General features: G+C 62.1%; 19 protein-coding genes. 9 read left to right on the forward strand and 10 right to left on the reverse strand.

Going from position 1 to position 24559, the window contains the following annotated elements:
• Positions 1-2 precede the first annotated feature (2 nt).
• On the forward strand, positions 3-3164 hold the full coding sequence (locus tag AC1MEK_RS21440) for an efflux RND transporter permease subunit (RefSeq protein WP_480398284.1): 3162 nt from the start codon (positions 3-5) through the stop codon (positions 3162-3164).
• On the forward strand, positions 3164-4561 hold the full coding sequence (locus AC1MEK_RS21445; protein WP_480398414.1) for an efflux transporter outer membrane subunit: 1398 nt from the start codon (positions 3164-3166) through the stop codon (positions 4559-4561). The genes AC1MEK_RS21440 and AC1MEK_RS21445 overlap by 1 nt, the downstream gene beginning before the upstream one ends.
• A gap of 791 nt (positions 4562-5352) precedes the next feature.
• On the opposite strand, the gene AC1MEK_RS21450 is transcribed toward AC1MEK_RS21445, so the two are convergent.
• Positions 5353-5826, reverse strand: a complete 474-nt coding sequence (locus AC1MEK_RS21450; protein ID WP_480398285.1) for a DUF2269 family protein — start codon at positions 5824-5826, stop codon at positions 5353-5355.
• A 128-nt stretch (positions 5827-5954) separates the two neighbouring features.
• Here AC1MEK_RS21450 and dinG point away from each other — a divergent pair, with 128 nt between their 5' ends.
• From dinG to AC1MEK_RS21475, 5 genes are all read left to right on the forward strand, one after another.
• Complete coding sequence (gene dinG / locus AC1MEK_RS21455; RefSeq protein WP_480398286.1) at positions 5955-8099, forward strand: ATP-dependent DNA helicase DinG; 2145 nt, start codon at positions 5955-5957, stop codon at positions 8097-8099.
• Positions 8100-8202: 103 nt separating this feature from the next.
• The gene (locus tag AC1MEK_RS21460; RefSeq protein WP_480398287.1) at positions 8203-9351 is read left to right on the forward strand and encodes a serine hydrolase domain-containing protein; all 1149 of its coding nucleotides are present in this window, start codon (positions 8203-8205) and stop codon (positions 9349-9351) included.
• Between the two features lie 149 nt (positions 9352-9500).
• Positions 9501-10601, forward strand: a complete 1101-nt coding sequence (locus AC1MEK_RS21465; protein ID WP_480398288.1) for an OmpA family protein — start codon at positions 9501-9503, stop codon at positions 10599-10601.
• Positions 10602-10649: 48 nt separating this feature from the next.
• Positions 10650-11297, forward strand: coding sequence for a pyridoxamine 5'-phosphate oxidase (pdxH, locus tag AC1MEK_RS21470; RefSeq protein ID WP_480398289.1), 648 nt, complete (start codon positions 10650-10652; stop codon positions 11295-11297).
• Positions 11298-11476: 179 nt separating this feature from the next.
• Positions 11477-11941 (forward strand): outer membrane lipoprotein, encoded by a 465-nt coding sequence (locus tag AC1MEK_RS21475; RefSeq protein ID WP_480398290.1) that lies wholly within the window; start codon positions 11477-11479, stop codon positions 11939-11941.
• A gap of 150 nt (positions 11942-12091) precedes the next feature.
• Here the strand turns inward: AC1MEK_RS21475 and nhaA are convergent, their stop codons facing one another.
• From nhaA to AC1MEK_RS21495, 4 genes are all read right to left on the reverse strand, one after another.
• On the reverse strand, positions 12092-13294 hold the full coding sequence (gene nhaA / locus AC1MEK_RS21480) for a Na+/H+ antiporter NhaA (RefSeq protein ID WP_480398291.1): 1203 nt from the start codon (positions 13292-13294) through the stop codon (positions 12092-12094).
• A 326-nt stretch (positions 13295-13620) separates the two neighbouring features.
• The gene (locus AC1MEK_RS21485) at positions 13621-15234 is read right to left on the reverse strand and encodes an NAD(P)/FAD-dependent oxidoreductase (RefSeq protein ID WP_480398292.1); all 1614 of its coding nucleotides are present in this window, start codon (positions 15232-15234) and stop codon (positions 13621-13623) included.
• A gap of 242 nt (positions 15235-15476) precedes the next feature.
• Positions 15477-16157, reverse strand: coding sequence for a COG3650 family protein (locus AC1MEK_RS21490; RefSeq protein WP_480398293.1), 681 nt, complete (start codon positions 16155-16157; stop codon positions 15477-15479).
• A gap of 62 nt (positions 16158-16219) precedes the next feature.
• Positions 16220-16819 carry a short chain dehydrogenase gene (locus AC1MEK_RS21495; RefSeq protein WP_480398294.1) on the reverse strand — a complete coding sequence of 200 codons (600 nt, stop codon included), beginning with the start codon at positions 16817-16819 and terminating at the stop codon, positions 16220-16222.
• A 110-nt stretch (positions 16820-16929) separates the two neighbouring features.
• Here AC1MEK_RS21495 and AC1MEK_RS21500 point away from each other — a divergent pair, with 110 nt between their 5' ends.
• Positions 16930-17829: a LysR family transcriptional regulator gene (locus AC1MEK_RS21500; RefSeq protein ID WP_480398295.1), complete on the forward strand. Its 900-nt coding sequence runs from the start codon at positions 16930-16932 to the stop codon at positions 17827-17829.
• Between the two features lie 947 nt (positions 17830-18776).
• Here AC1MEK_RS21500 and AC1MEK_RS21505 read toward each other — a convergent pair.
• From AC1MEK_RS21505 to AC1MEK_RS21525, 5 genes are all read right to left on the reverse strand, one after another.
• The gene (locus AC1MEK_RS21505) at positions 18777-19478 is read right to left on the reverse strand and encodes an ABC transporter ATP-binding protein (RefSeq protein WP_480398296.1); all 702 of its coding nucleotides are present in this window, start codon (positions 19476-19478) and stop codon (positions 18777-18779) included.
• Entirely contained in the window at positions 19479-20246 is a 768-nt protein-coding gene (livG, locus tag AC1MEK_RS21510) for a high-affinity branched-chain amino acid ABC transporter ATP-binding protein LivG (RefSeq protein ID WP_480398297.1), read from the reverse strand.
• Positions 20246-21508 carry a high-affinity branched-chain amino acid ABC transporter permease LivM gene (locus AC1MEK_RS21515; protein ID WP_480398298.1) on the reverse strand — a complete coding sequence of 421 codons (1263 nt, stop codon included), beginning with the start codon at positions 21506-21508 and terminating at the stop codon, positions 20246-20248. Before AC1MEK_RS21515 ends, livG begins: the two co-directional genes overlap by 1 nt.
• Positions 21505-22431 (reverse strand): high-affinity branched-chain amino acid ABC transporter permease LivH, encoded by a 927-nt coding sequence (gene livH, locus AC1MEK_RS21520; RefSeq protein ID WP_480398299.1) that lies wholly within the window; start codon positions 22429-22431, stop codon positions 21505-21507. The genes AC1MEK_RS21515 and livH overlap by 4 nt, the downstream gene beginning before the upstream one ends.
• A gap of 218 nt (positions 22432-22649) precedes the next feature.
• Positions 22650-23777, reverse strand: a complete 1128-nt coding sequence (locus AC1MEK_RS21525; protein WP_480398300.1) for a branched-chain amino acid ABC transporter substrate-binding protein — start codon at positions 23775-23777, stop codon at positions 22650-22652.
• Between the two features lie 329 nt (positions 23778-24106).
• Here AC1MEK_RS21525 and AC1MEK_RS21530 point away from each other — a divergent pair, with 329 nt between their 5' ends.
• Complete coding sequence (locus tag AC1MEK_RS21530; protein ID WP_480398301.1) at positions 24107-24424, forward strand: DUF2288 domain-containing protein; 318 nt, start codon at positions 24107-24109, stop codon at positions 24422-24424.
• The last annotated feature ends 135 nt before the right edge of the window (positions 24425-24559 follow it).

Below are 24559 nucleotides of genomic sequence, written 5' to 3' on the forward strand. Positions count from 1 at the left end.
CGATGGCTGCTTTCTTTATCGATCGCCCGATCTTCGCCTGGGTGCTGGCGATCATCGTCATGCTCGGCGGCGCGCTGTCGATCAGTTCACTGCCCCTTGAGCAGTATCCGGACATCGCGCCGCCCACGGTCAGGATTTCTGCCACCTACACCGGTGCGTCGGCCAAGACCGTGGAAGACTCGGTGACCCAGGTCATCGAGCAACAGATGAAGGGCCTGGACAACCTGACCTACATGTCGGCCTCCAGCAGCTCCGACGGCAGCGCCAGCATCAACCTGTCGTTCGCCGCCGGCACCAACGCCGACGTGGCACAGATGCAGGTGCAGAACAAGCTGCAGCAGGCCGAATCGCGCCTGCCGCAGTCGGTGCAGAGCGAGGGCCTGACCGTGACCAAGGGCGGCTCGGACTTCCTGATGATCGCCGCGCTGGTCTCGGACAACCCGGACACCACCGGCACCGAAATCGGTGATTACATTTCCAGCACGCTGCTGGACCAGATCAGCCGCGTCGACGGCGTGGGCGAGGTGAAAACCCTCGGTGCCGGTTACGCCATGCGCATCTGGATGGACCCGGCCAAACTGGAAAAATACGCCCTGATGCCCTCGGACATCACCACCGCGCTGGAGGCGCAGAACACCGAGGTTTCAGTCGGCCAGCTCGGCGCCTTGCCCGCGCGCAGCGGCCAGCAGCTCAACGCCACCATCAATGCCCGCAGCAAGCTGCAGACCGTCGAAGAGTTTCGCAACGTGGTGGTCAAGTCGGCCAGCGACGGCGCGGTGGTGCTGCTGGGCGATGTCGCGCGCATCGAGCTGGGCAGCGACGACTACAGCATCGCCACCAATCTGGATGGCCGTCCGGCGGCGGCCATGGGCGTGCAACTGGCGACTAATGCCAACGCGCTGGCGGTGGGCGAGGCGGTCAAGGCCAAGCTGGCGGAGTTGTCGGCGTTCTTCCCTCAGGACATGCAGCTCAAGACCGTGATCGCCTACGACACCACGCCCTTCGTGCAGATTTCCATCGAGGAAGTGGTCAAGTCGCTGTTCGAGGCCATCGTGCTGGTGGTGCTGATCATGTACCTGTTCCTGCAGAACCTGCGGGCCACGCTGATTCCGGCGATCACCGTGCCGGTGGTGCTGCTGGGCACGTTCGGGGTGCTGGCGCTGTTCGGTTACTCGATCAACACCCTGACCATGTTCGGCATGGTGCTGGCGATCGGCCTCTTGGTGGACGACGCGATTGTCGTGGTCGAGAACGTCGAGCGGGTGATGGTGCAGGACCAGCTGTCGCCGCTGGAGGCGACGCGCAAGTCGATGAAGGAAATCACCAGCGCGCTGATCGGCATCGCTTTGGTGCTCTCGGCGGTGTTCATTCCCATGGCGTTTTTCGCGGGCTCGACCGGGATCATCTACCGACAGTTTTCGGTGACCATCGTCGCGGCCATGCTGCTGTCGGTACTGGTGGCGATGACCCTGACGCCCGCGCTATGCGCGACCCTGCTGCGGCCATCCGACGCCCGCCACGGCGAAAAACGCGGCTTCTTCGGCTGGTTCAACCGCACCTTCGAGCACAACGCCGAGCGCTATCAGGGCGTGGTCGGCGGGATTCTGCAGCGCAGCGGCCGCAGCCTGGTGGTGTACGGCCTGATCATTGTGGTGATGGGCGTGGTGTATGCGCGTCTGCCGACCTCGTTCCTGCCGGACGAAGACCAGGGCATCCTCATGGCGCAGATGCAATTGCCGGTGGGCGCCACCGACAGCCGCACGCAGGCGGTGATGAAGCAGTTCGAGGATTACATCCTCAAGCAGCCGGAAGTCGAAGCGGTCATTGGCATCACCGGCCTGGGGATGGGCGGCAACAGCCAGAACTCGGCGCGGGCCTTCATCAAGCTCAAGGATTGGAGCGAGCGGTTGGGCGCAGGGCAGGGCTCGGCCGAGATCGCCGCGCGGGCGACCCAGGCGCTGTCGTCGATCAGCGATGCCGATGTGTTCGTCGCCCAGCCGCCAGCCATTCGTGGGCTGGGCCAGAGTTCGGGGTTCGATCTGCAACTCAAAGACCTGGGCGGCCTGGGCCATGACGCGCTGGTCAAGGCGCGCGAGCAGTTCATTGCGCTGGCCAAGCAACAACCGCTGCTGCAAGGCGTGCGCAGTACTGGCCTGGATGACGCGCCGACCCTCCATATCGCCATCGACGACCGCAAGGCCGGCGCCTTGAGCCTGACCACCAGCGACATCAACGACACCCTGTCGGCGGCGCTGGGCGGCAGCTACGTCAACGACTTCCTCAATCAGGGGCGAGTCAAGAAGGTCTACATCCAGGGCGATGCGGCCACGCGAATGCAGGCCGAGGACCTGGACCATTGGTTCGTGCGCAACAGCAAGGACGAAATGGTGCCGTTCTCGTCCTTCGCCCGCTATTCGTGGACCTATGGCTCGCCGTTGCTGGAGCGCTACAACGGCAGCTCGTCGCTGGAGCTGGTCGGCGACCCGGCCCCGGGGGTGAGTTCCGGCGCGGCAATGGATGCGGTGGAAGCCATCGTCAAGCAACTGCCCGAAGGCATCGGCTACGAGTGGACGGGCCAGTCTTATCAAGAACGCCTGTCGGGCTCTCAGGCGCCGTTGCTGTATGCCGTTTCCATTCTGTTTGTCTTCCTGTGCCTGGCGGCGTTGTACGAAAGCTGGTCGGTGCCGTTCTCGGTGATGCTGGTGGTGCCGCTGGGCGTGGTCGGCGCCGTGTTGGCGACGCGTTTTACGGGGCTTGCCAACGACGTGTACTTCCAGGTCGGCCTGCTGACTACTGTGGGCCTGGCGGCGAAGAACGCGATCCTGATCGTCGAATTCGCCAAGCATTTGCAGGAACAAGGGCAGGAACTCGTCGCCGCGACCCTGCACGCCGTGCGCCTGCGTCTGCGACCGATCCTGATGACGTCGCTGGCGTTCATGTGCGGCGTGCTGCCACTGGCCCTGAGCAGCGGCGCAGGCTCAGGCGGACGGCGTGCGATCGGCACCGGCGTATTGGGCGGGATGCTCTCGGCGACGATTCTGGGCGTGTTCTTCGTGCCGCTGTTCTTTGTGTTGATTCGAAAATTCTTCGGCAAAAAAGCCGAGAACGCTCAAGCGTTGCCACCCCGCGCGCAGGCGACCCGTGAGTCTGGAGGTGAAGCATGATGTCGCGACGTGGTTTCTCCCTGTCCTTGTTGATGATCGCCTTGAGCGGTTGCGTGAACCTAGCGCCTGACTACGTGCGCCCTGAAGCGCCGGTGGCCCAGGACTGGCGCACTGGCACCCCGGTCAAGGGCCAGACCAATGCCGATATCGGCTGGGAAAGCTTTTTCACCGATGAGCGACTGCGCACATTGCAGAACCTGGCGCTGGTCAACAATCGCGACCTGCGGCTGGCGGCGCTGAACCTGGAAAAGGCCCGGGCGGCGTATCGCATTCAGCGTGCCGACGCCTTTCCGGCGATCTCGGCCACCGGTTCCGGCACCAGCAGTCGTTCGCCCGCGTCGTTGTCCAGCAGCGGCGTGGCCAGCACCAGCCATCAATACAGCGCCGAGATCGGCTTGAGCAGTTATGAGCTGGACTTCTTCGGCCGGGTGGAAAATCTGACAGGCGCAGCCCTCGAAGACTACTTGGCGCTGAACGAAACCCGACGCAGCACGCAGATCAGTCTGGTGGCCGAAGTGGCCACCGCCTGGCTGACCCTGGAAGCCGATCATCAACGCCTGAAACTGGCCCAGGAAACCTTGCGCAGCCAGCAGCAGACGTATGAGCTGACCCGCCGCAGCCACGACATGGGCGGCTCGTCCGGCTTGGCCCTGGCCCAGGCGCAGACCACCGTGAATTCAGCGCAAGGCGATGTCGCGACCTACCGCAGCCAGATTCTCCAGGACCAGAACGCGTTGCGGTTGTTGCTCGGCAGCGAGATCCCTGACGACCTGCTGCCCGGCGACGAGCTTGAGCAGGCGGCGGTGTTGGTGCAGGTGCCGGATGAACTGCCGTCGAGCCTGTTGCAGCGCCGCCCCGATGTGCTGGCGGCCGAGCATTCCTTGAAGGCCGCGAATGCCGATATCGGCGTGGCCCGCGCGGCGTTCTTTCCCAGCATCACCTTGACCGCCAGTGGCGGCACGGCGAGCAGTGATCTGTCGGGGCTGTTCAAGGCCGGCAGCGGCGCGTGGACCTTCGCACCGAGCATCAACCTGCCGATCTTCAACGCCGGCAGCAACCGCGCGGCGCTGGATCAGGCGAAAGTCGAGCAGCAGATTCAGGTGCAGACCTACCAGCAGACGTTACAGACCGCGTTCAAGGAAGTGGCCGATGCGCTGGCGGTGCGCAGCACACTAGATGAGCGTTTGCAGGCGCAGCGCGATCTGACCCAGGCCAGCGAGACCAGTTACAAATTGGCCGATGCGTTGTACCGCGCGGGGTCGCAGAGTTTTCTCGAGGCGCTGGATTCGCAGCGGTCCTTGTACAGCGCGCAGCAGGATCTGATTACCTTGCGGCTGGCGGAGCAGACGAACCGGATCACGCTTTACAAGGTGATGGGGGGAGGGTGGAAGGCCTGATGGTGTCGGATCAAGATCTAAAGCGTTCTTCCTAACGTCAGACCTGTTTCGACTTCGTCGAGTTACTTGAAGGGACCAAGTAACCAAGTCCCTGTGCTCCTGGTTTGGGTCCTCCTTCGTCGGACTTCCTTCATTCCAGTCTCGTTCCGTGGGCCCGGCGCGAATGGGCCATCCATGGCCCCGCGCCTCGCGCGGCATCCTGCCGCTTGGCCCACTCCACGAGACTTCCATTCAGCCTGCACCCAAGTCGCGTTTTGTGGTGTCTGGACTTGCGCGTACGAAGATCAAAAGCCAAATCAAAAGCAAACGGCGGACGCCATCCACCTGATCGTTCCCACGCTCCGCGTGGGCACGCCGCCATGGACGCTCCGCGTCCCAGTGACGCGGAGCGTCACGCAATGCGTTACCACGCGGAGCGTGGGAACGATCAGAACTCTCGCTTTTGATCTTGATCTTCATGCGCGATAGCCCAGACGCCGCCAAACGCGACTTGGGTGCAGGCTGAATGGAGGTCTCGTGGAGTGGGACGAGCGACAGGATGTCGCGAGAGGCGCTTGGGCCATGGATGGCCCTTTCGCGCCGTGCCCACGGAACGAGACCGGAATGAAGGGACCCGACGAAGTCGGGCCAAACCAGGAGCAGGACCCCTTGGTTACTTGGGGGTGGTGCGGCATTCCGACTTTTCCAAGTAACTCGGCGAAGCCGAAACAGGTCTGGCGTTAGCCAGACCCCATCAGCATCACCAAAAATTCCAGATCAGCTCTCAATCGAAATATCGAAATATCGAAGTATCAAAAAGCCGAAAACCCCGGCCGCGCCGCCCCAATCGAGATCACCAAAATCCCGATCAGCAAATTGATCCCCACCAACCGCCGAATCCCACCCAACGCCGCAGCCCCCTCGGCCCACTGCTCCGCCGCCACCGCCTTCTGCAACTGCGGCAGGTTCAACGTCGAAATCCGCAGAAACAAAGCCACCATCACCACATACAGCCCGATCATCGCCTGCACATAGCGCGGCGCCGTCTGAAATCCGCTGAAATTGACATTGATCATCCCGATCCCCGTCACCGGCAACAGGATCACCGCACACCACACCCACACGAAAAAGCGCGGAAACACCTGCACCCACAGCTTCAACCGGGCAGGGCCCTCCAGCGCGGCGATGACCGCCGGTCGCAGAATCATCCAGGCGAAAAACATCCCGCCTACCCACAACACCGCCGATAACACATGCAAGGTGTAGACAAAGGCTACAGGTGACATCGAGAACTCCGATCTGCGCAGAAAGAATTAGCGCGGTATGATAGCCGCCCTCCCGAAACTGGAAATATATCCAGCGGTTTTTTTATGTTCTCATACAGCCCTGTGACGCCGAGCCAAACGACCGACCGATGATCAGTACCGAACTCAAGACCCAGATTCAGGGCGCCTATTCGCGTTTCCTCGAAGCCAAGAGCCTCAAACCCCGCTACGGCCAGCGTCTGATGATTGCCGAAGTGGCCAAGGTGCTGGGCGATGTGGACACCGACGAGGAAGGCCGGCGTTCGGGCGATCCGGCGGTGGTCGCGGTCGAGGCGGGGACCGGTACCGGCAAGACGGTGGCCTACGCCATCGCCTCCATTCCCACCGCCAAGGCGGCGGGCAAGCGGCTGGTGATCGCCACGGCCACCGTCGCCCTGCAAGAGCAGATCGTGCACAAGGATCTGCCGGACCTGATGCGCAACAGCGGGCTGAATTTCTCCTTTGCCCTGGCCAAGGGTCGCGGGCGCTACATGTGCCTGTCCAAGCTCGACATGCTGCTGCAGGAAGGCAACGCGCAGAGCGCCACGGCGCAGCTGTTCGAGGAAGAAGGCTTCAAGATCGAGGTCGATGAGGCCAGTCAGAAGCTGTTTACCAGCATGATCGAGAAGCTGGCGGGCAACAAATGGGATGGCGACCGCGACAGCTGGCCGCAGGAGCTGGCCGATCAGGACTGGGCGCGGTTGACCACCGATCACAGCCAGTGCACCAACCGGCATTGTCCGAACTTTCAGCAGTGCGCCTTTTACAAGGCTCGCGAGGGCATGGGAAAAGTCGATGTCATCGTCACCAACCACGACATGGTCCTGGCCGACCTGGCGCTGGGTGGCGGTGCTGTCCTGCCCGATCCGCGCGAAACCCTTTATGTGTTCGACGAAGGCCATCACCTGCCCGATAAGGCCATCGGCCACTTCGCTCACTTCAGCCGACTGCGTTCCACCGCCGACTGGCTGGAGCAGACGGCCAAGAACCTCACCAAACTGCTGGCGCAGCATCCGTTGCCGGGTGATCTGGGCAAGTTGATCGAGCAGGTTCCGGAGCTGGCGCGGGAGATCAAGACCCACCAGCAGTTCATGTTCACCGCCTGCGAACAGCTGGCCGACTTCAAGACCGGCGAAGACATGGAAGGCCGCGAGCGCCCGCGCCACCGGTTCGTCGGCGGGGTCGTGCCCGAGCACATGCGCGAGATGGGCATCGAGCTGAAAAAGGGCTTTGCCCGGCTCGACGACCTGTTCACCCGGCTGACCGAGCTGCTCAAGGAAGGCATGGATGGCGAGGTCAATATCGGCATCGCCAGCCATCAGGCCGAGGAATGGTACCCGCTGTTCGGCAGCCTGCTGGCCCGGGCCCACGGCAACTGGGAGCTGTGGACCGCTTTCACTGCCGAAGACCCGGAAAACAGCCCGCCCATGGCCCGCTGGCTAACCCTGGCCGAAAGCGGCTCGTTGTTCGACATCGAAGTCAACGCAAGCCCCATCCTCGCGGCCGAGATGTTGCGTCGCAACCTGTGGAACGTGGCCTACGGCGCACTGGTGACCTCGGCGACGCTGACCGCGCTGGGCAAGTTCGACCGTTTCCGCATGCGCGCCGGCTTGCCCAAGGACGCCGTCACCGCCGTGGTGCCGAGCCCTTTCCACCATGCCGACGCCGGCGTGTTGCGGGTGCCGGACCTCAACGCCGATCCGCGCAACGCCGCCGAGCACACCGCTGCGATCATTCGTGAGCTGCCGGGGCTGGTGGAAGGCTCGAAGGGCACGCTGGTGCTGTTTTCCTCGCGCAAACAGATGCAGGAAGTGTTCGACGGCCTGGAGCGCGACTGGCGCAAGCGGGTGTTCATCCAGGGCAATCTGTCCAAGCAGGAGACGCTGAACAAGCACAAGGCGCGGGTCGACGGCGGCGATGAAAGCGTGCTGTTCGGCCTGGCCAGTTTCGCCGAGGGGGTCGACCTGCCGGGGGATTATTGCGAGCACGTGGTGATCGCCAAGATCCCATTCGCGGTGCCCGATGATCCGGTGGAAGCGGCGCTGGCCGAGTGGATCGAGGCCCGTGGCGGCAACCCGTTCATGGAAATCGCCGTGCCCGACGCATCGCTCAAGCTGATTCAGGCCTGCGGCCGGCTGCTGCGTACCGAAAAGGACCGCGGCATCATCACGCTGCTGGACCGCCGCGTGGTGACCCAGCGCTACGGCAAAGCGATTCTCAACGCGTTGCCGCCGTTCCGTCGGGAAATATCCTGATATCCCAGCGTAGCCGTGGAGATACGTTAATCCTGTTCCCAAACCCTCCAATCGCTGGAACAATGCACGCCATTTTTCTGCAGCCTGACCGGAGGGCGATAACGTGCAGATCCAGGGCCATTTCGAGCTTCAATTCGAAGCCGTGCGCGAAGCATTCGCTGCGTTGTTCGACGATCCTCAGGAGCGCGGCGCCGCGCTGTGCGTGCAGATCGGCGGGCAGACGGTGCTGGACCTGTGGGCGGGCACCGCCGACAAGGACGGCATGGAGGTCTGGCACAGTGATACCATCGCCAACCTGTTTTCCTGCACCAAGACCTTCACTGCCGTCACCGCCCTGCAACTGGTGGGCGAGGGCAAGCTGAATCTGGACGAGCCGGTGTCGCGCCTGTGGCCGGAATTCGCCGCGGCCGGCAAACAGTCGATCACCTTGCGCCAGTTGCTCTGTCATCAGGCCGGGTTGCCCGCCATTCGCGACATGCTGCCCGCCGAAGCGCTTTATAACTGGGAGGCCATGACCGACGCCCTGGCCGCCGAGCAGCCCTGGTGGACGCCGGGGCAGGGCCATGGCTATGCCGCGATCACCTACGGCTGGCTGGTCGGCGAAGTGATTCGCCGTGCCGAAGGGCGTGGGCCGGGCGAATCCATCGCGGCGCGAATCTCTCGGCCGCTGGGGCTGGATTTCCACGTCGGTCTGTCCGATGAGGAATTCCACCGTGTGGCGCACATCGCGCGCGGCAAGGGCAATGTCGGCGATGAAGCCGCCCAGCGCCTGTTGCAGGCGACCATGCGTGAGCCCACCTCGATGACCGCCCGCGCGTTTACCAACCCGCCGTCGATCATGACCAGCACCAACAAACCCGAATGGCGTCGCATGCAACAGCCTGCCGCCAACGGCCACGGCAACGCCCGCAGTCTGGCCGGGTTCTACAGTGGATTGCTTGATGGCAGCCTGCTGGACGCTGAACTCATCAACGAGCTGACCCGCGAGCACAGCATCGGTCAGGACAAGACTCTGCTGACCCAGACCCGCTTTGGCCTGGGCTGCATGCTCGATCAGCCCGATGTGCCCAACGCCACGTTCGGTCTGGGCGGCAAATCCTTCGGCCATCCGGGTGCTGGCGGGTCGGTGGGTTTCGCTGATCCTGAGCGCGACGTGGCCTTTGGCTTCGTCACCAACACACTGGGCCCCTATGTGCTGATGGATCCGCGCGCGCAGCGTCTGGTCCGGGTGCTTGGTGAGTGTTTGCAGTAACTGTCTGCGATAAGTACTTGTTCTACCGACTGTCAGTTAAACCGCCCATATGGGAACCGTAGGGCGGTTTCCTTTTCCAACTCGGCGTTTATGCGTGTTATATGGGCGCTGCTTCGTTCATTTTCTGATCAATTTTTTGTGGGTCACCCATGTCTGCCAACAAAAGTCTCGCTTTTGCACTGTGCCTCGCCGTCACCGGTTGCGCGCAAACCCCTCAGGATCAGTCGGCCAGCAATGACCACTGGTGGTCCTTCGGCTCGGGCAAGAGCGCCGATGCCGCCAGCGCGCCAGCGCTGGTGAAACCTGCGGCCAGCCCGGCAGCGGCCGAAGTGGCCAAGACCGAGGCCGAAAGCGGTAGCCACTGGTACTGGCCGTTCGGCTCCGACCACGGCACGACCGACAACAAACCTGCGCTGGAAGCGACCAAACCCGCGGCCCCTGAAGTGGCCAAGGCCGACACTGGCAGCAAGTGGTGGTGGCCGTTTGGCGGCAGCAGCGAGGCGAAGAAGGATGCAGTGCCTGCGGTGGCCAAGATCGACCCGAAAGTGCTCCAGGCCTGGCTCGATCTGAACGAGCCGAAAGTGCGCGAGGCCATCAAGGACAGCAAATTCCAACTCGAGCGCCGTGAAGATGTGCTGGTGGTGACCGCGCCGGTGGACAGCACCTTCAACCCGGATCGCCCGGAAATGCTGCTGCCGATCAACCTCGGCCCGATCACCCGCATGGCCAAGATCGTCGAAGGCGACCAGAAATCCGCGGTACTGGTACTCGGCCACGCCGATGTCGCCAGCGACACAAACCTCAAGATCAGCCAGCAGCGCGCCCAGTCGGTGGCGGCGATCTTCCGTCTCAGCGGCCTGGAGCGTAATCGCCTGAACCTGCGTGGCATGGGCGCCGCGATGCCGCGGGTCACCGCTGACACAGCTTCGGCCCGTGCGCAGAACCGCCGTATCGAAGTGATCCTCACGCCTCAGGAGTCCATGGTTGCACTGCTGGCCAAATACAACATGCCAGCTCCGGCACCCACCATGGTCGCGGTGAAGGAAGCTCAACCTGCCGTAGCGCCTGCCCCGGCGACCAAGGCGGCCCCGGCGAAGTCTGCAGCTCCAGCCAAGAAGGCAGCGCCGGCCAAGGCTCCTGCCGCCAAGAAAGCGCCTGCCAAGAAAGCCACCGCCACCAAGGCCAAGGCGGCGCCTGCCAAGCCTGCGGCGAAGAAAGCAGCCAGCGACGCGCAAGCCAGCAGCAACTGAGGGTAATATCGCAATCCCGTTCACGGATTTCGATAAAGGAAGGCAGTGATGAGCCAGCGTCTGGCTGACATGCGTCGCAACTACGCCCGCGAAGGTTTGACCGAGGCCCAGGCCCCGCAAGAACCTTTCGCGCTGTTCCATCAGTGGTTCGATGAGGCGGTGAAGACCGAGCAGGCCCCGGTCGAAGCCAATGCCATGACCCTGGCGACCGTCGATGCCGACGGTCGTCCTCACTGCCGGGTCTTGCTGCTCAAGGGCCTGGACGCCCAGGGCTTCACTTTTTTCAGCAACTACGACAGCGCCAAGGGCCAGCAAATGGCCCGTCAGCCGTTCGCGGCCATGACCTTCTTCTGGCCGACCCTGGAGCGCCAGGTGCGTATCGAGGGGCGTGTCGCCAGGGTTTCCCATGAAGAATCCGATGCCTATTTCCAGGTTCGCCCGCTGGGCAGCCGTCTGGGCGCATGGGCCTCGCCCCAGAGCCGGGTGATTGCCGACCGGGAAGAACTGGAAGGCCTGCTCAAGGCCACCGAAGCGCGCTTCAGCGACACTCAGCCTCACTGCCCCGAGCATTGGGGTGGTTATCGTCTGGTTCCGGACCGTATCGAGTTCTGGCAGGGGCGCCCGAGCCGCCTGCACGACAGGCTCAATTTCCGCCTGATCGACGGGGCATGGATCCGCGAGCGTCTGGCGCCCTAGCAGCTCGGCGGCGCGATCGACGATTCTTTGAATCAATCCACTGGCGCGTCGTCCATACTGATAGACGCTGGCGTCATTCTGTATAGCGCCTGAATGAACGTAAATAATCGGTACAGGTTCGTGACACCGCGCCGCACGGCAGAGTTTAATCGCCACCTGTTCCCTTGGAGATGAATGTTATGCGTAAGTCTGTTCTGTTGGTTGCTTCGTTCACTGCCATGGCGTTGACGCTGGGCGGCTGTACTTCGAGCCTGACCGGCGACTCGTATTCGCGCGAAGAAGCTCGCCAGGTCCAGACCGTACGCCTGGGCACCATCGAGTCCCTGCGCCCTGTGAAGATTGAAGGCACCAAGACCCCGATCGGCGCCGGTGCCGGTGCGATCGTCGGTGGTGTGGGTGGTAGCGCCATTGGTGGCGGTCGCGGCAGCATCGTCACCGCCGTTATCGGTGCCGTGGCCGGTGGCTTGATCGGTTCGGCGGCAGAAGGCGGCCTGACCCGCGCCCAGGGTGTCGAGATCACCGTGCGTGAAGACGACGGCAGCATGCGCGCCTACGTTCAGGAAGTGCAGGAAAACGAAATCTTCCGCGTCGGTGAGCGTGTTCGCATCATGACCGTCAACGGCACGAGCCGCGTGAGCCACTGATTCGCTCGATAACAAAAACGCCCCGATCTTCGGGGCGTTTTCATTTCCGGCATCCACTCATGTCCCGTAGCAGCGCGGCTTGCCGGCGGGGCGGTGGGTCTGTGAATCAAGCGTTGGTCGACACAACGCTCCCGCCGGCAAGCCGTGCTGCTACGGATGTGTGTCGTGAGCAAAAGCGTGTTCGGTCTTGCGGCTGGATGCGGCGGTAATCCCATACCCAATCAACGCCGCGACAATCGACCCGGTCAGAATGCCCATCCGGTCCATCCCGGCAAACTCGCTCTGCCCCGGCACGAACGCCAGCGAGCCGACGAACAGGCTCATGGTGAAGCCGATCCCGCAGAGGATCGAGACGCCCAGCACCTGACCCCAGTTGGCGCCGGTGGGCAGTGCCGCGAACCCCATCTTGATCGCCAGCCACGTCAGGCCGAACACCCCCAGCATCTTGCCCAGCAGCAGACCCGCAGCAATGCCCATGGGCACATGGTGGGTGAAGCTGTCCAGCGTCACACCGTCGAGCGACACGCCCGCATTGGCGAAGGCGAACAGCGGCAGGATCGCGTAGGCCACCCAGGGGTGCAGCGCGTGTTCCAGGGTTTGCAGCGGGGAGGGCATGTCGTGGGCGGTTTTCAGTGGAATGCAGAACGCCAGCACCACGCCGGCCAGCGTGGCATGCACGCCGCTCTTGAGCACGCACACCCACAGCACCAGCCCCACCAGCAGATAGGGCGCCAGTTTCGCCACGCCCAGGCGGTTCATGGCGATCAGCGTCAGGATCGATGCACCCGCCAGCGCCAAGGATAGCGTCGACAGTTCGCCGGAATAGAACAGCGCGATGACGATGATCGCCCCCAGGTCGTCGATGATCGCCAGGGTCATCAGGAACAGTTTGAGCGACACGGGAACGCGTTTGCCCAACAGCGCGAGCACGCCCAGAGCGAAAGCGATGTCAGTGGCCATGGGAATCGCCCAGCCGCTCAAGGCGGCAGGGTCGTGCTTGTTCAGCGCCCAGTAGATCAGCGCCGGCACCAGCATGCCGCCGATGGCCGCAGCACCTGGCAATACGATCTGTGAAGGGCGCGACAGATGGCCCTGCACGACTTCGCGTTTGACCTCCAGGCCGATGAGCAGGAAGAACAACGCCATCAGGCCATCGTTGATCCATAGCAACAGCGGCTTGGCGATTTTCAACGCGCCGATCTGCGCCACCACGGGCACGTCGAGCAGGCCGGTATAGAGCCAGGCCAGCGGTGAGTTATTGATGAGCAGGGCAAGGGCGGCCGCAGCGATCAACAACAGACCGCCAGCCGCCTCGAGCTGGAAAAAGCGTTTGAAGGTATTGCGTACGGGCAAGGTCATTCTCCATGGACATGCGCCAGAGGAGCGACACCCTAACCCGAGTTTTTATATCTGAAAACAAAAGTTATATTCGATTTTGTTATTAAAAATCGAGCTTAGACGTGTATACAACGGAGTTGTGAGAAGTGTTACAAAGTGCTGCAGGGCTTGATCGGCGGGGGTTGTAGGACTTTTCACATTTTTGTGTCGGATGCGGATACCTGTAGGAGCGAATTTATTCGCGAAAATGGTTCAGGCGACAGAGATGTAGTGTCTGAACAACCTTCGCGAATAAAGTGGAGCGCCACCCCGGTTGCTCCTACAGATAGCGGTGAATCAGGTTATTCGGTGATACCCAACATGCTGCGCGCCAGCGCCTCGGCGATGCGGATGCCGTCGACACCGGCGGACATGATCCCGCCCGCATAGCCCGCGCCTTCACCGGCCGGGAACAGGCCCTTGACGTTGAGGCTCTGCATGTCCGCGCCGCGCGTGATGCGCAGCGGCGAGGAAGTGCGGGTTTCGATGCCGGTCAGCACCGCGTCGGCCTGGGAGAAGCCGCGGATCTGCTTGTCGAACGCCGGCAGCGCCTCGCGGATTGCCTCGATAGCGAAGGCGGGGAGGGCGTCGGCCAGGTCGGTCAGTTTCACGCCGGGCTTGTAGGAAGGTTCCACGCTGCCCAGCTCCGTCGACGCCTTGCCAGCGATGAAATCGCCCACCAGCTGCGCAGGCGCTTCGTAGTTCTCGCCGCCCATGATGTAGGCGTGGGATTCCAGTCGCTCCTGCAACTCGATACCGGCCAGCGGGCTGCCCGGGTAGTCTTCGTCCGGGGTGATGCCCACGACGATGCCGGAGTTGGCGTTGCGTTCGTTGCGCGAATACTGGCTCATGCCGTTGGTGACCACGCGGTTCGGCTCGGACGTGGCCGCCACCACCGTGCCGCCCGGGCACATACAGAAGCTATACACCGAACGGCCGTTTTTGGCGTGGTGCACCAGTTTGTAGTCGGCGGCACCGAGTTTCGGGTGCCCGGCGTATTTGCCCAGGCGCGCGCGGTCGATCAGCCCTTGCGGGTGCTCGATGCGGAAACCCACCGAGAACGGCTTGGCCTCCATGTACACGCCACGGCCGTGGAGCATGCGGAAGGTGTCGCGGGCACTGTGGCCCAGCGCGAGGATCACGTGACGCGACTCGATGCGCTCGCCGCTGGCCAGTTCCAGGCCCTGCAGCTGGCCGTCCTCGATCAGTACGTCGGTCACGCGCTGCTCGAAACGCACTTCACCGCCCAAGGCGATGATCTGCTCGCGCATGTTTTCCACAACGCCGGTCAGGCGGAACGTACCGATGTGCGGCTTGCTGACGTAGAGGATTTCTTCCGGCGCACCGGCTTTCACGAACTCGTGCAGCACCTTGCGACCGTGGAATTTCGGGTCCTTGATCTGGCTGTAGAGCTTGCCGTCGGAGAAGGTGCCTGCGCCGCCTTCGCCGAACTGCACGTTCGACTCAGGGTTGAGCACGCTCTTGCGCCACAGGCCCCAGGTGTCTTTGGTGCGCTGGCGCACTTCCTTGCCACGTTCGAGGATGATCGGCTTGAAGCCCATCTGCGCCAGCAACAGGCCTGCGAAGATGCCGCACGGGCCGAAGCCGACGACCACAGGGCGTTCCGAGAGATCCGCAGGGGCATGGCCGACCACCTTGTAGCTGACGTCCGGTGCCGGCGTCAGGTACTTGTCGTGGCTCAGACGTTTGAGCAGTGTGGCTTCGTCGCGCACGGCAAAATCGATGGTGTAGATGAATTGCAGTTCGCTGGATTTCTTGCGCGCGTCATAGCTGCGCTTGAACAGGGTGAAGTCCAGCAGCTCGTCGCTGTCGATGCCCAGGCGTTGCAGCAGCGCGGTGCGCAGCTCTTCGTCCGCGTGGTCCAGCGGCAGTTTGAGTTCGGTGATTCGTAACATTGAAAGGTCCGGTTTCGGGCCGCAGGATCGGCCCGGCAGCGCTACAAGAACCGGCGATTATAAGCCAGATTGAACGCCCAGCGGTGCTCGGCAGACGCAAGTGTGCCTCTATACCCTCTGGGAGCGAGCTTGCTCGCGAAAGCGGCGGGTCCGTTGCCACAATGTCGGCTGACAGCACGCCTTCGCGAGCAAGCTCGCTCCCACAGGTGTTGTGTTGGCCGTCAGGGCGGTCGCAACAGGCCTCAATCGTTGCGCAGGGCGCCGAAATACGCGCAACCGCGCTGGACCTGGCCGTTGACCCGCAACTCGGCGGTCAGGTGCTGCACCGCGCCGGTCACCGGGTCCACGCAGCGCTGCGGCGCCACGTACAGCTCGACGTGCTGGTCGTTGGCGTCGGTGATCAGGTTGAAGCGGCCTTCGGGCATCTGTTCTTCCATGTACGGCACGGCGAACGCGTCCATGCCTTCACGCTCCAGCACCATGCCCTTGCCGCTGGCGTTGAGGTTCCATTTCGGATTGTTGCCGCTGGCGTGGATGGTCAGGCGCTTGAAGTTGGCGTCCTCGCAGGCGTTGCTCGGCCGCTCGATGCGATACAGCTGATAGACGTCACCCTGGCCATCGCTGCCTTGGGCACGACTGGCGACGAAGTTGCCGCGAATGTCGGCGAAGGCCTTGCCGTTCTTGTCCACCACCGAGGCGGCTTCCTGCAGGATGCCGGTGTTGCCCTTGTCGGTCAGGGCGTAGCGGCGCTGTTCGTTGCAAGGCTCGAAATACAGCTTGCCGCCCGCGCCGCTCAACGTGCCCTGCATGCGGTTCATGCCGGCGGTGGACACCTTGTCGGCGGTCGATTGCGAAGGCAGCAACTGGCAGCCAGCGAATACAGGGAGCAGGGCGAACAGCAGGACGGAACGAGCAGCGAACATTGGGCGGTCTCCAGACAAGTGCCGCCACGTTACGCAGGCTGCTCGTTCATCACAAGAGGCGATTAACCGACGCGGAATGTCTGCCCGGTTTGCAGGCCTTCGACGCTCTTGGCATAGGCCAGTGCCGCGTCTGCCGCAGGAACCGGTTTGAAGCCACGGAAGAACGGCGCGTAACCCTCCATGGATTCTTCCAGCACGGTCGGGCTGACGCTGTTGACCCGCATGCCGCGTGGCAATTCGATGGCTGCCGCCCGCACGAAGCCGTCCAGCGCCGAATTCACCAGCGTGGCCGATGCGCCCGCAGCGATCGGATCGTGGCTCAGCACGCCGGTGGTGAAGGTGAACGACGCGCCGTCGTTGGCGAACTCGCGGCCGATCAGCAGCAGGTTGATCTGGCCCATCAGTTTGTCCTTCAGGCCCAGGGCGAAGGATTCTTCAGTCATGTCGGCCAACGGAGCGAAGGTCACGTTGCCTGCCGCGCAGACCAGCGCATCGAAAGGACCCGTGCGTTCGAATAGTTTGCGGATCGAAGCGCTGTCACTAATATCGACGGTCTCATCACCGCTGTTGCGGCCGATGCGCACGATCTCGTGGCGAGGGGCCAGTTCTTTTTCGATCGCCGAGCCCAGAGTGCCGCTGGCGCCAATCAGTAGAATCTTCACAGTGCTGTCCTTTTTCTGGATGAGTGAGTCAGGTCCACAGTGTGGGGCGCCTCGACCCGCTCAATAAAGGGGCCGAACGGCAACCTCGGGTTGTCGAAAAGGAAACAATCATGAGCGAAATGGATGACCTGGCGGCCTTTGCCCTGCTGGTGGAGGCCAACAGCTTCACGCTGGCGGCGCAATGGCTGGACACCAGCACCAGCCAGTTGTCCAAGCGCATCAGCAAGCTGGAGAAAAGCTACGGGGTAACGCTGTTGCACCGCACCACCCGCAGCCTGACGCTGACCTCGGCCGGGGCGATTCTGCTGCCCGAAGCGCGGGCGCTGCTGGCCCAGCGCGACCGGATCCGCGATGCCGTGGCGCACTTGAGCGAAAGCCTGAGCGGCACGGTGCGCCTGACCGTGCCGGTATCGTTGGGTGAAACGTTTTTCGAAGGCGTGCTGGGTGATTTCGCCAGGAAATACCCTGACCTGCAGGTGGAGCTGGACCTGAACAACGCGTTTCGCGATTTGCGCCGCGATGGCTTCGATCTGGGGATTCGTTCAAGCGTCGGCATCGATGAGCGTCTGGTCGCCAGACCGCTTTTGGCGCTGCAGGAGCTGACCTGCGCCAGCCCCGGGTATCTGGAGCTACATGGCGTGCCGCAGACGCCGGATGCGTTGCGGTTGCATCGCTGCCTGCTCAACAGTCACTACGCCGGGCGCGAGACTTGGGCGTATCACCAGAATCACGAGCTGACCCGGATCAATGTGCGCGGGACCTTTGCCAGTAATCACTATGGGCTGTTGAAGAAGGCGGCGTTGCTGGGGGCGGGGATTGCGCGGCTGCCGTCGTACATGGTTCACGATGAGCTTAAGGATGGCCGGTTGCAGTGGGTGTTGCGCGAGTATCAGACGCCGGTTTCTTCGTTGTTTCTGGTGCATCCGTTTGAGGGGGCGTTGCCTAAGCGGATTCAGGTGATGGTTGAGTATTTGACTCAGTGGTTTGAAGGCAGGGCCGCAACGACATAGGGGTGTTGCGTCGTTCGCCTTAATCAAGATCAAGATCACAAGCGCTCTTCCTAACGTCAGATCTGTTTCGACTTCGTCGAGTTACTTGGAAAAGACCCCCAAGTAACCAAGGGGTCCTGCTCCTGGTTTGGCCCTCCTGCGTCGGGTTCCTTCACTCCGGCGATGTTCCGTGGGCCCGGCGCGAAAGGGCCATCCATGGCCCACGCGCCTCTCGCGACATCCTGTCGCTCGTCCCACTCCACATCGCCTGCGTTCAGCCTGCACCCAAGTCGCGATTTGTGGCGTTTGTCAGATTTGAGTACGAAGATCAAAAGCAACGGCAACGGCAACGGCAACGGCAACGGCAACGGCAACGGCAACGGCAACGGCGTGGTGTTATGCGATCTGCTTTTGATTCTGCCCGGAGGGCGTGGGAGCCGAGCTTGCTCGCGATCTGGCGCGTAGCGGCAGTAAACCCATCCGCCCTGGCCGTGTCAGGCAGACCGCATACACAGGATTTGCTGCCGGTTCCCGGCAGATCGCTGGCAAGCCGAGCTCCTACGGCCTCCGGCCAGAAACAGATCGTGAACACCTCAAAAACGCGCTTTTGATTTTGATCTTCATGCGCGCATGTCCAGGCAACACAAAACGCGACTTGGGTGCAGGCCGCGCGGAGGTGATGTGGAGTGGGTCAAGCGGCAGGATGCCGCGCGAGGCGCGGGGCCATGGATGGCCCATTCGCGCCGGGCCCACGGAGCATCGCCGGAGGGAGGGAAGTCCGACGAAGGAGGACCCAAACCAGGAGCAGGACCCCTTGGTTACTTGGGGGTCTTTTCCAAGTAACTCGACGAAGTCGAAACAGGTCTGACGTTAGGAAGAGCGCTCTTGATCTTGAAACAGGTCTGGCGTTAGCCAGACCCTATCAGCGTCACCCAAAAAAACGGATATGCACGCGAGCCAAAAACCAATCAGCCGCCCAAATAAGCATCCCGCACTTTCGGATCAACCAGCAGCTCTTCCCCGGACCCCTGCATCACCACCCGACCGTTCTCCAGCACATACGCGCGGTCAGCGATTTTCAGGGCCTGGTTGGCGTTCTGCTCGACCAGGAACACCGTCACCCCATCACGGCGCAGCTGTTCGACGATCTCGAAAATCTGCTGAATGATGATCGGCGCCAGACCCAGCGATGGCTCGTCGAGCAGCAACAGCTTGGGCTTGCTCATCAGCGCGCGGCCGATGGCGAGCATCTGTTGTTCGCCGCCGGACATGGTGCCGCCGCGCTGGTTGAAGCGCTCCTTCAGGCGCGGAAACAGGCCCAGGACCTTGTCCATCTGCTCCTGGTAATCGTCCTTCTCGGTGAAGAAACCGCCCATGGCCAGGTTCTCCTCGACCGTCAGGCGGGCGAACACGCGGCGGCCTTCCGGCACCACCGCGATGCTCTTGCGCATGATCACCGAGGATTCCAGCCCGACCAGCTCCTCGCCCATATAGCGAATGCTGCCGCTGTGGGCGCGGGGCGAGCCGCAGAGGGTCATCAGCAGTGTGGATTTGCCCGCACCGTTGGCGCCGATCAGGGTGACGATCTCACCCTGCTGCACATCGATGCTGACGTTATGCAACGCCTGGATCTTGCCGTAGAAGGTGGAAACGTTGTCGAACTGCAGCATTTACGCTTCCCCCAGGTAGGCTTTGATCACATCGGGATTGTCACGGATCTGTTCGGGCGTGCCGTCGGCCAGAGGCGTGCCCTGGTTGATGACGACGATGTGGTCGGAAATGCTCATGACCAGCTTCATGTCGTGCTCGATCAGCAGCACGGTGACGTTGTGCTCGTTGCGCAGCACGCCGATCAGCGCCTTGAGGTCCTCGGTTTCCTTCGGGTTAAGACCGGCAGCCGGTTCGTCGAGCATGAGGATGCGCGGACGCGTCATCATGCAGCGGGCGATTTCCAGGCGGCGCTGCTGACCATAGGCCAGGGTGCCGGCAGGGCGGTTGGCGAACTCCTTGAGGTTCACCGCTTCCAGCCAGTGCTCGGCGTACTCCATGGCCTCGCGCTCGCTCTTGCGGTACGCCGGGGTCTTGAACAGGCCGGACAGGAAATTGGTGTTCAGGTGGCGATGCTGGGCCACCAGCAGGTTTTCCACCGCCGTCATTTCCTTGAACAGGCGCACGTTCTGGAAGGTGCGCACGACGCCCTTGCGGGCGATTTCGTGGCCGGACAGGCCCTGGATCGGCTCGCCGTCGAGCAGGATGGTGCCCGCGGTCGGCTTGTAGAAACCGGTCAGGCAGTTGAACACGGTGGTCTTGCCGGCGCCGTTGGGGCCGATCATCGACACGACCTGTTTCTCATTGACGGTCAGGCCCACGCCATTGACCGCCAACAGGCCGCCAAAGCGCATGCTCAAGCCCGAAGCTTGCAGAAGTGGACGGCTCATCAGCGTTCCCCCTTGAGTTTCATGACGGGACGCTGCATCGGCAGGAAGCCCTGAGGACGCCAGATCATCATCAGCACCATCAAGGCGCCGAAGCCCAACATCCGGTATTCGCTGAATTCACGCAGCAGTTCAGGCAGCAGGATCATCACCACGGCGGCCAGGATCACACCCAGCTGCGAACCCATACCGCCAAGAACCACGATGGCGAGGATGATGGCGGACTCTAGGAAGGTGAAGGATTCCGGGGTGATCAGGCCCTGGCGCGCAGCGAAGAAGCTGCCGGCGAACCCGGCGAACGCGGCGCCCAGGGTGAACGCGGAAAGCTTGATCACGGTCGGGTTCAGACCCAGTGCACGGCAGGCGATTTCGTCTTCGCGCAGCGCTTCCCATGCGCGGCCGATCGGCATGCGCAGCAGGCGGTTGATCACGAACAGTGCGGCCAGCGCCAGCAGCAGGGCGACCAGGTACAGGAAGATCACCTTGTTGACGGAGTTGTACGGCAGGCCGAAATACTCGTGGAAGGTTTGCATGCCTTCGGCGGCGGTGCGCTCGAAGGTCAGGCCGAACAGGGTCGGTTTCTCGATGCCGCTGATGCCGTTCGGGCCGCCGGTGATGTCGGTCAGGTTACGCAGGAACAGACGGATGATTTCACCGAAGCCCAGGGTCACGATGGCCAGATAGTCACCGCGCAGGCGCAGTACCGGGAAGCCCAGCAAAAAGCCGAAGGTGGCCGACGCCAGACCGGCCAGTGGCAGGCAGACCCAGAAGCCGAAGCCATAGTAGTGCTGCAGCAGGGCGTAGGTGTAGGCGCCGACGGCGTAGAAGCCGACATAACCCAGGTCCAGCAGGCCCGCCAGACCCACCACGATGTTCAGGCCCAGGCCCAGCATCACGTAGATCAGGATCAGGGTCGCGATGTCCACCGCGCCGCGCGAGCCGAAGAACGGCCAGATCAGCGCGACGATGATGATCGCACCGAGGAACCAGCGCTGGGTCGACGGCAGGGTCAGGAAGTTGCTGGCCTTGGACGACACCAGTTGCTTCTGTGGACGCGAACGCCACATGGCGCTGATCTGTTCGTTGAACAGCACGCGCAGGAACATCAGCATTGCGGCGCCGAAGATCACCAGCAGGGTGCTGGTGGTGGCGCCGACAACGGCCAGGTTGACCCCGACGATGTCCAGTTTGAGCCCGAGGATCGGGTAGGCGACGAGCAGCACCAGTACAGCGCTGAACAGGGCCGATTTGAGATTCCTGGTCATACTTTTTCAACCTCCGGACGGCCCAGCAGGCCGGTTGGCCGGAACAACAACACCAAGACAAGAAGACCGAACGCCACCACATCCTTGTACTGGTCGCCGAACACGTCGGCGCCGAACGCTTCAGCCACACCCAGCACCAGACCGCCGAGCATCGCGCCCGGGATACTGCCGATACCGCCCAGTACCGCGGCGGTGAAGGCCTTGATGCCGACGAGGAAACCGGCGTTGGGGTTGATCACGCCGTATTGCATGCTCAGCAGCACCGCAGCGACCGCCGCCAGTGCCGCACCGATCACGAAGGTCAGGGCGATGATGTTGTTGGTGTTGATACCCAGCAGGTTGGCCATCTTGATGTCTTCGGCACAGGCGCGGCAGGCGCGGCCCAGGCGAGAGCGGGAGATGAACCAGGTCAGGCCGAGCATGGCGACCACGGTGACGATGAAGATCAGGATCTGCATGTACGAGATCACCACTTCATGGGTCGAGCCTGGGCCGAACACGAAGTTGCCGGGGATCAGGTTGGGGATCGATTTGTCCTTGGAGTCCTGCGACAACAGCACGGTGTTCTGCAGGAAAATGGACATGCCGATCGCGGAAATCAGAGGGATCAGACGGTTGCTGCCGCGCAACGGGCGATAGGCAACCCGTTCGATGGCATAACCGTAGGCGCTGGTCACCACGATACTGGCGACGAACGCGGCAGTGATCAGCAATGGCAAGTTGCCAAGGCCGAGCATGGTCAGGCCGGCCAGGGCGATGAACGCCACGTACGAACCGATCATGTACACCTCGCCGTGGGCGAAGTTGATCATGCCGATGATGCCGTAGACCATGGTGTAGCCGATGGCGATCAAGGCGTATGTGCTGCCAATGGTCATGCCATTAACCAGCTGTTGCAGAAAGTGATAGATGTCTATCGGCATTGCTGAGTGCTCCTAAAAACCTGCCTGGTGTTTCACTGGTGAAGTCTTTTTCCCGCTCGCGCGTCGTGATCTACGTCCGCGTTGGGCACGAGCCCAGTGATTCACTGGTGCGGTTTCAAGATGTTCAGGCCATCGAGGTTCTTGTGAAACCTCGCGTGCCAGCTAAAACAAAGCCCACTGCGGTTGCAGTGGGCTTCGGGTAAGCATGAAGTCTGGAATTACTTCACAGGGGCTTCAGTCTTGGTGCCATCTTTGTGCCAGGTGTAGACGACGAATTTGAAGTCTTTCAGGTCACCCTTGGCGTCGAAAGACAGATCGCCGGTAGGGGTCTTGAAGGTGCCTTTGTGGATGGCTTCAGCCACTTTGGCGGTGTCTTCGGACTTGGCGGTCTTGATGCCTTCGGCGATGACTTCAACTGCGGCGTAGGCCGGGAACACGAAAGGACCGCTCGGGTCTTCTTTCTTGGCCTTGAACGCGTCTACCAGGGCCTTGTTGGCTGGATCCTGGTCGAAGGATTTCGGCAGAGTTACCAGCAGGCCTTCGGAAGCGTCCTGGGCGATCTGCGAAATGGAAGCGTTACCCACGCCTTCCGGACCCATGAAGCCGGCTTTCAGGCCTTTTTCCTGAGCCTGACGCAGGATCAGGCCCAGCTCTGGGTGGTAGCCGCCGTAGTAGACGAAGTCGACGTTAGCTTGTTTCATCTTGGCGATCAGCGAGGAGAAGTCCTTGTCGCCGGCGTTGATGCCTTCGAACAGGGCGACTTTCACGCCGTCTTTTTCCAGAGTGGATTTGACCGCGGTGGCGATGCCTTCACCGTATTGCTGCTTGTCGTGGATGACCGCAACGATCTTCGGCTTGACCTGCTTGGCGATGTATTCGCCAGCGGCCGGGCCCTGGGCGCTGTCCAGGCCGATGGTGCGGAACACCAACTTGTAGCCACGGGCGGTGATATCCGGGCTGGTGGCGGCTGGGGTGATCATGATCACGCCTTCGTCTTCGTAGATGTCGGACGCAGGCTGGGTGGAGCTGGAGCACAGGTGGCCGACCACGAACTTGACGCCGTCGTTGACCACTTTGTTGGCCACGGCAACGGCTTGTTTCGGATCGCACACGTCGTCGTATTCAACGGCTTCGAGTTTCTTGCCGTCTACGCCGCCCTTGGCGTTGATCTGCTCGATGGCCATCTTGGCACCGGAGAACTGCATGTCGCCGTATTGGGCCACAGCACCGGTTTTAGGGCCGGCGATGCCGATCTTGATGGTGTCGGCTGCGAACGAGTGGCTGGCAACCCCCGCCAGAACCAGTGCGGCAAACAGCTTGGAAATCTGATTAATACCCTTAGTCATGATGCTCCACTCTTGCGTTTGTAGTTTTTATAATCCTGACGGCCAGAAGCTGCAGGACCGGATTGATTATCCAGGCCTTACCCCAGGCAACTGTACCGGAACAGTTTAGAGCGCCGGTCGAGCGCTTGAAAAGCTGGCTGCGGGGGGCAAAACCTGTTGATGTCGCTTAATCGAAAGAAAGATACACAATCAAGCCGGTCGATTCTCCAACCGGGTCAGACAATCTATCGGCCTGAGCGAAGTTCTCTGCAATCAATCACTTGAATCCGGGTTTGAGCGCAGGGAAGGCGGCGGTATCATTCGCGCCGAATTTCCAAACGGTGAAACCCATGACGCAAGAACCTAGCACCCTCTATGCCAAGCTGCTTGGCGAAACGGCTTCTATCACCTGGAAAGAATTGCAACCGTTCTTTGCCAAGGGTGCCCTGTTGTGGGTCGAGCCTTCTCAGGATCTGATCGCCGTGGCCGAGGCTTTTGCCGAAAACGCTGAGGCGAAAGTGGCTGAGTGGCTGGCCTCGGGGGAGGTCGGCAAGGTCTCTGAATCAACGGCTCTGGACCTGCTGGAGCGGGATCCTGAGCTGTGGGCGGTGGTGGTGGCGCCTTGGGTGTTGATCCAGGAGCGTGCACTGGCGTCTGATGTGCACTGATTTGGTGCTTTGTATGATGGCAAAGTGGGTAGGTCGGTAACTTTGGTTGTGGTGGGGTAGCAGTTTTGGCTGTGCTTGCCTTCGGCTGTTTGGTGCTGTCATCCCGCGCAAATCCGTTCGCGATGGTGATGCGGC

This window comes from Pseudomonas sp. 2 (assembly GCF_056627435.1).

Bases quoted from the DNA above. Each gene is read 5' to 3' on its own strand.
- AC1MEK_RS21505 (WP_480398296.1), bottom strand. From the start codon at position 19,478: ATGCTGCAGTTCGACAACGTTTCCACCTTCTACGGCAAGATCCAGGCG.
- livH (WP_480398299.1), bottom strand. From the start codon at position 22,431: ATGCCGATAGACATCTATCACTTTCTGCAACAGCTGGTTAATGGCATG.
- AC1MEK_RS21485 (WP_480398292.1), bottom strand. From the start codon at position 15,234: ATGTTACGAATCACCGAACTCAAACTGCCGCTGGACCACGCGGACGAA.
- AC1MEK_RS21450 (WP_480398285.1), bottom strand. From the start codon at position 5,826: ATGTCACCTGTAGCCTTTGTCTACACCTTGCATGTGTTATCGGCGGTG.
- dinG (WP_480398286.1), top strand. From the start codon at position 5,955: ATGATCAGTACCGAACTCAAGACCCAGATTCAGGGCGCCTATTCGCGT.
- AC1MEK_RS21500 (WP_480398295.1), top strand. From the start codon at position 16,930: ATGAGCGAAATGGATGACCTGGCGGCCTTTGCCCTGCTGGTGGAGGCC.
- AC1MEK_RS21440 (WP_480398284.1), top strand. From the start codon at position 3: ATGGCTGCTTTCTTTATCGATCGCCCGATCTTCGCCTGGGTGCTGGCG.
- livG (WP_480398297.1), bottom strand. From the start codon at position 20,246: ATGAGCCGTCCACTTCTGCAAGCTTCGGGCTTGAGCATGCGCTTTGGC.
- AC1MEK_RS21490 (WP_480398293.1), bottom strand. From the start codon at position 16,157: ATGTTCGCTGCTCGTTCCGTCCTGCTGTTCGCCCTGCTCCCTGTATTC.
- AC1MEK_RS21475 (WP_480398290.1), top strand. From the start codon at position 11,477: ATGCGTAAGTCTGTTCTGTTGGTTGCTTCGTTCACTGCCATGGCGTTG.
- pdxH (WP_480398289.1), top strand. From the start codon at position 10,650: ATGAGCCAGCGTCTGGCTGACATGCGTCGCAACTACGCCCGCGAAGGT.
- AC1MEK_RS21515 (WP_480398298.1), bottom strand. From the start codon at position 21,508: ATGACCAGGAATCTCAAATCGGCCCTGTTCAGCGCTGTACTGGTGCTG.
- AC1MEK_RS21445 (WP_480398414.1), top strand. From the start codon at position 3,164: ATGTCGCGACGTGGTTTCTCCCTGTCCTTGTTGATGATCGCCTTGAGC.
- AC1MEK_RS21525 (WP_480398300.1), bottom strand. From the start codon at position 23,777: ATGACTAAGGGTATTAATCAGATTTCCAAGCTGTTTGCCGCACTGGTT.
- AC1MEK_RS21465 (WP_480398288.1), top strand. From the start codon at position 9,501: ATGTCTGCCAACAAAAGTCTCGCTTTTGCACTGTGCCTCGCCGTCACC.
- AC1MEK_RS21530 (WP_480398301.1), top strand. From the start codon at position 24,107: ATGACGCAAGAACCTAGCACCCTCTATGCCAAGCTGCTTGGCGAAACG.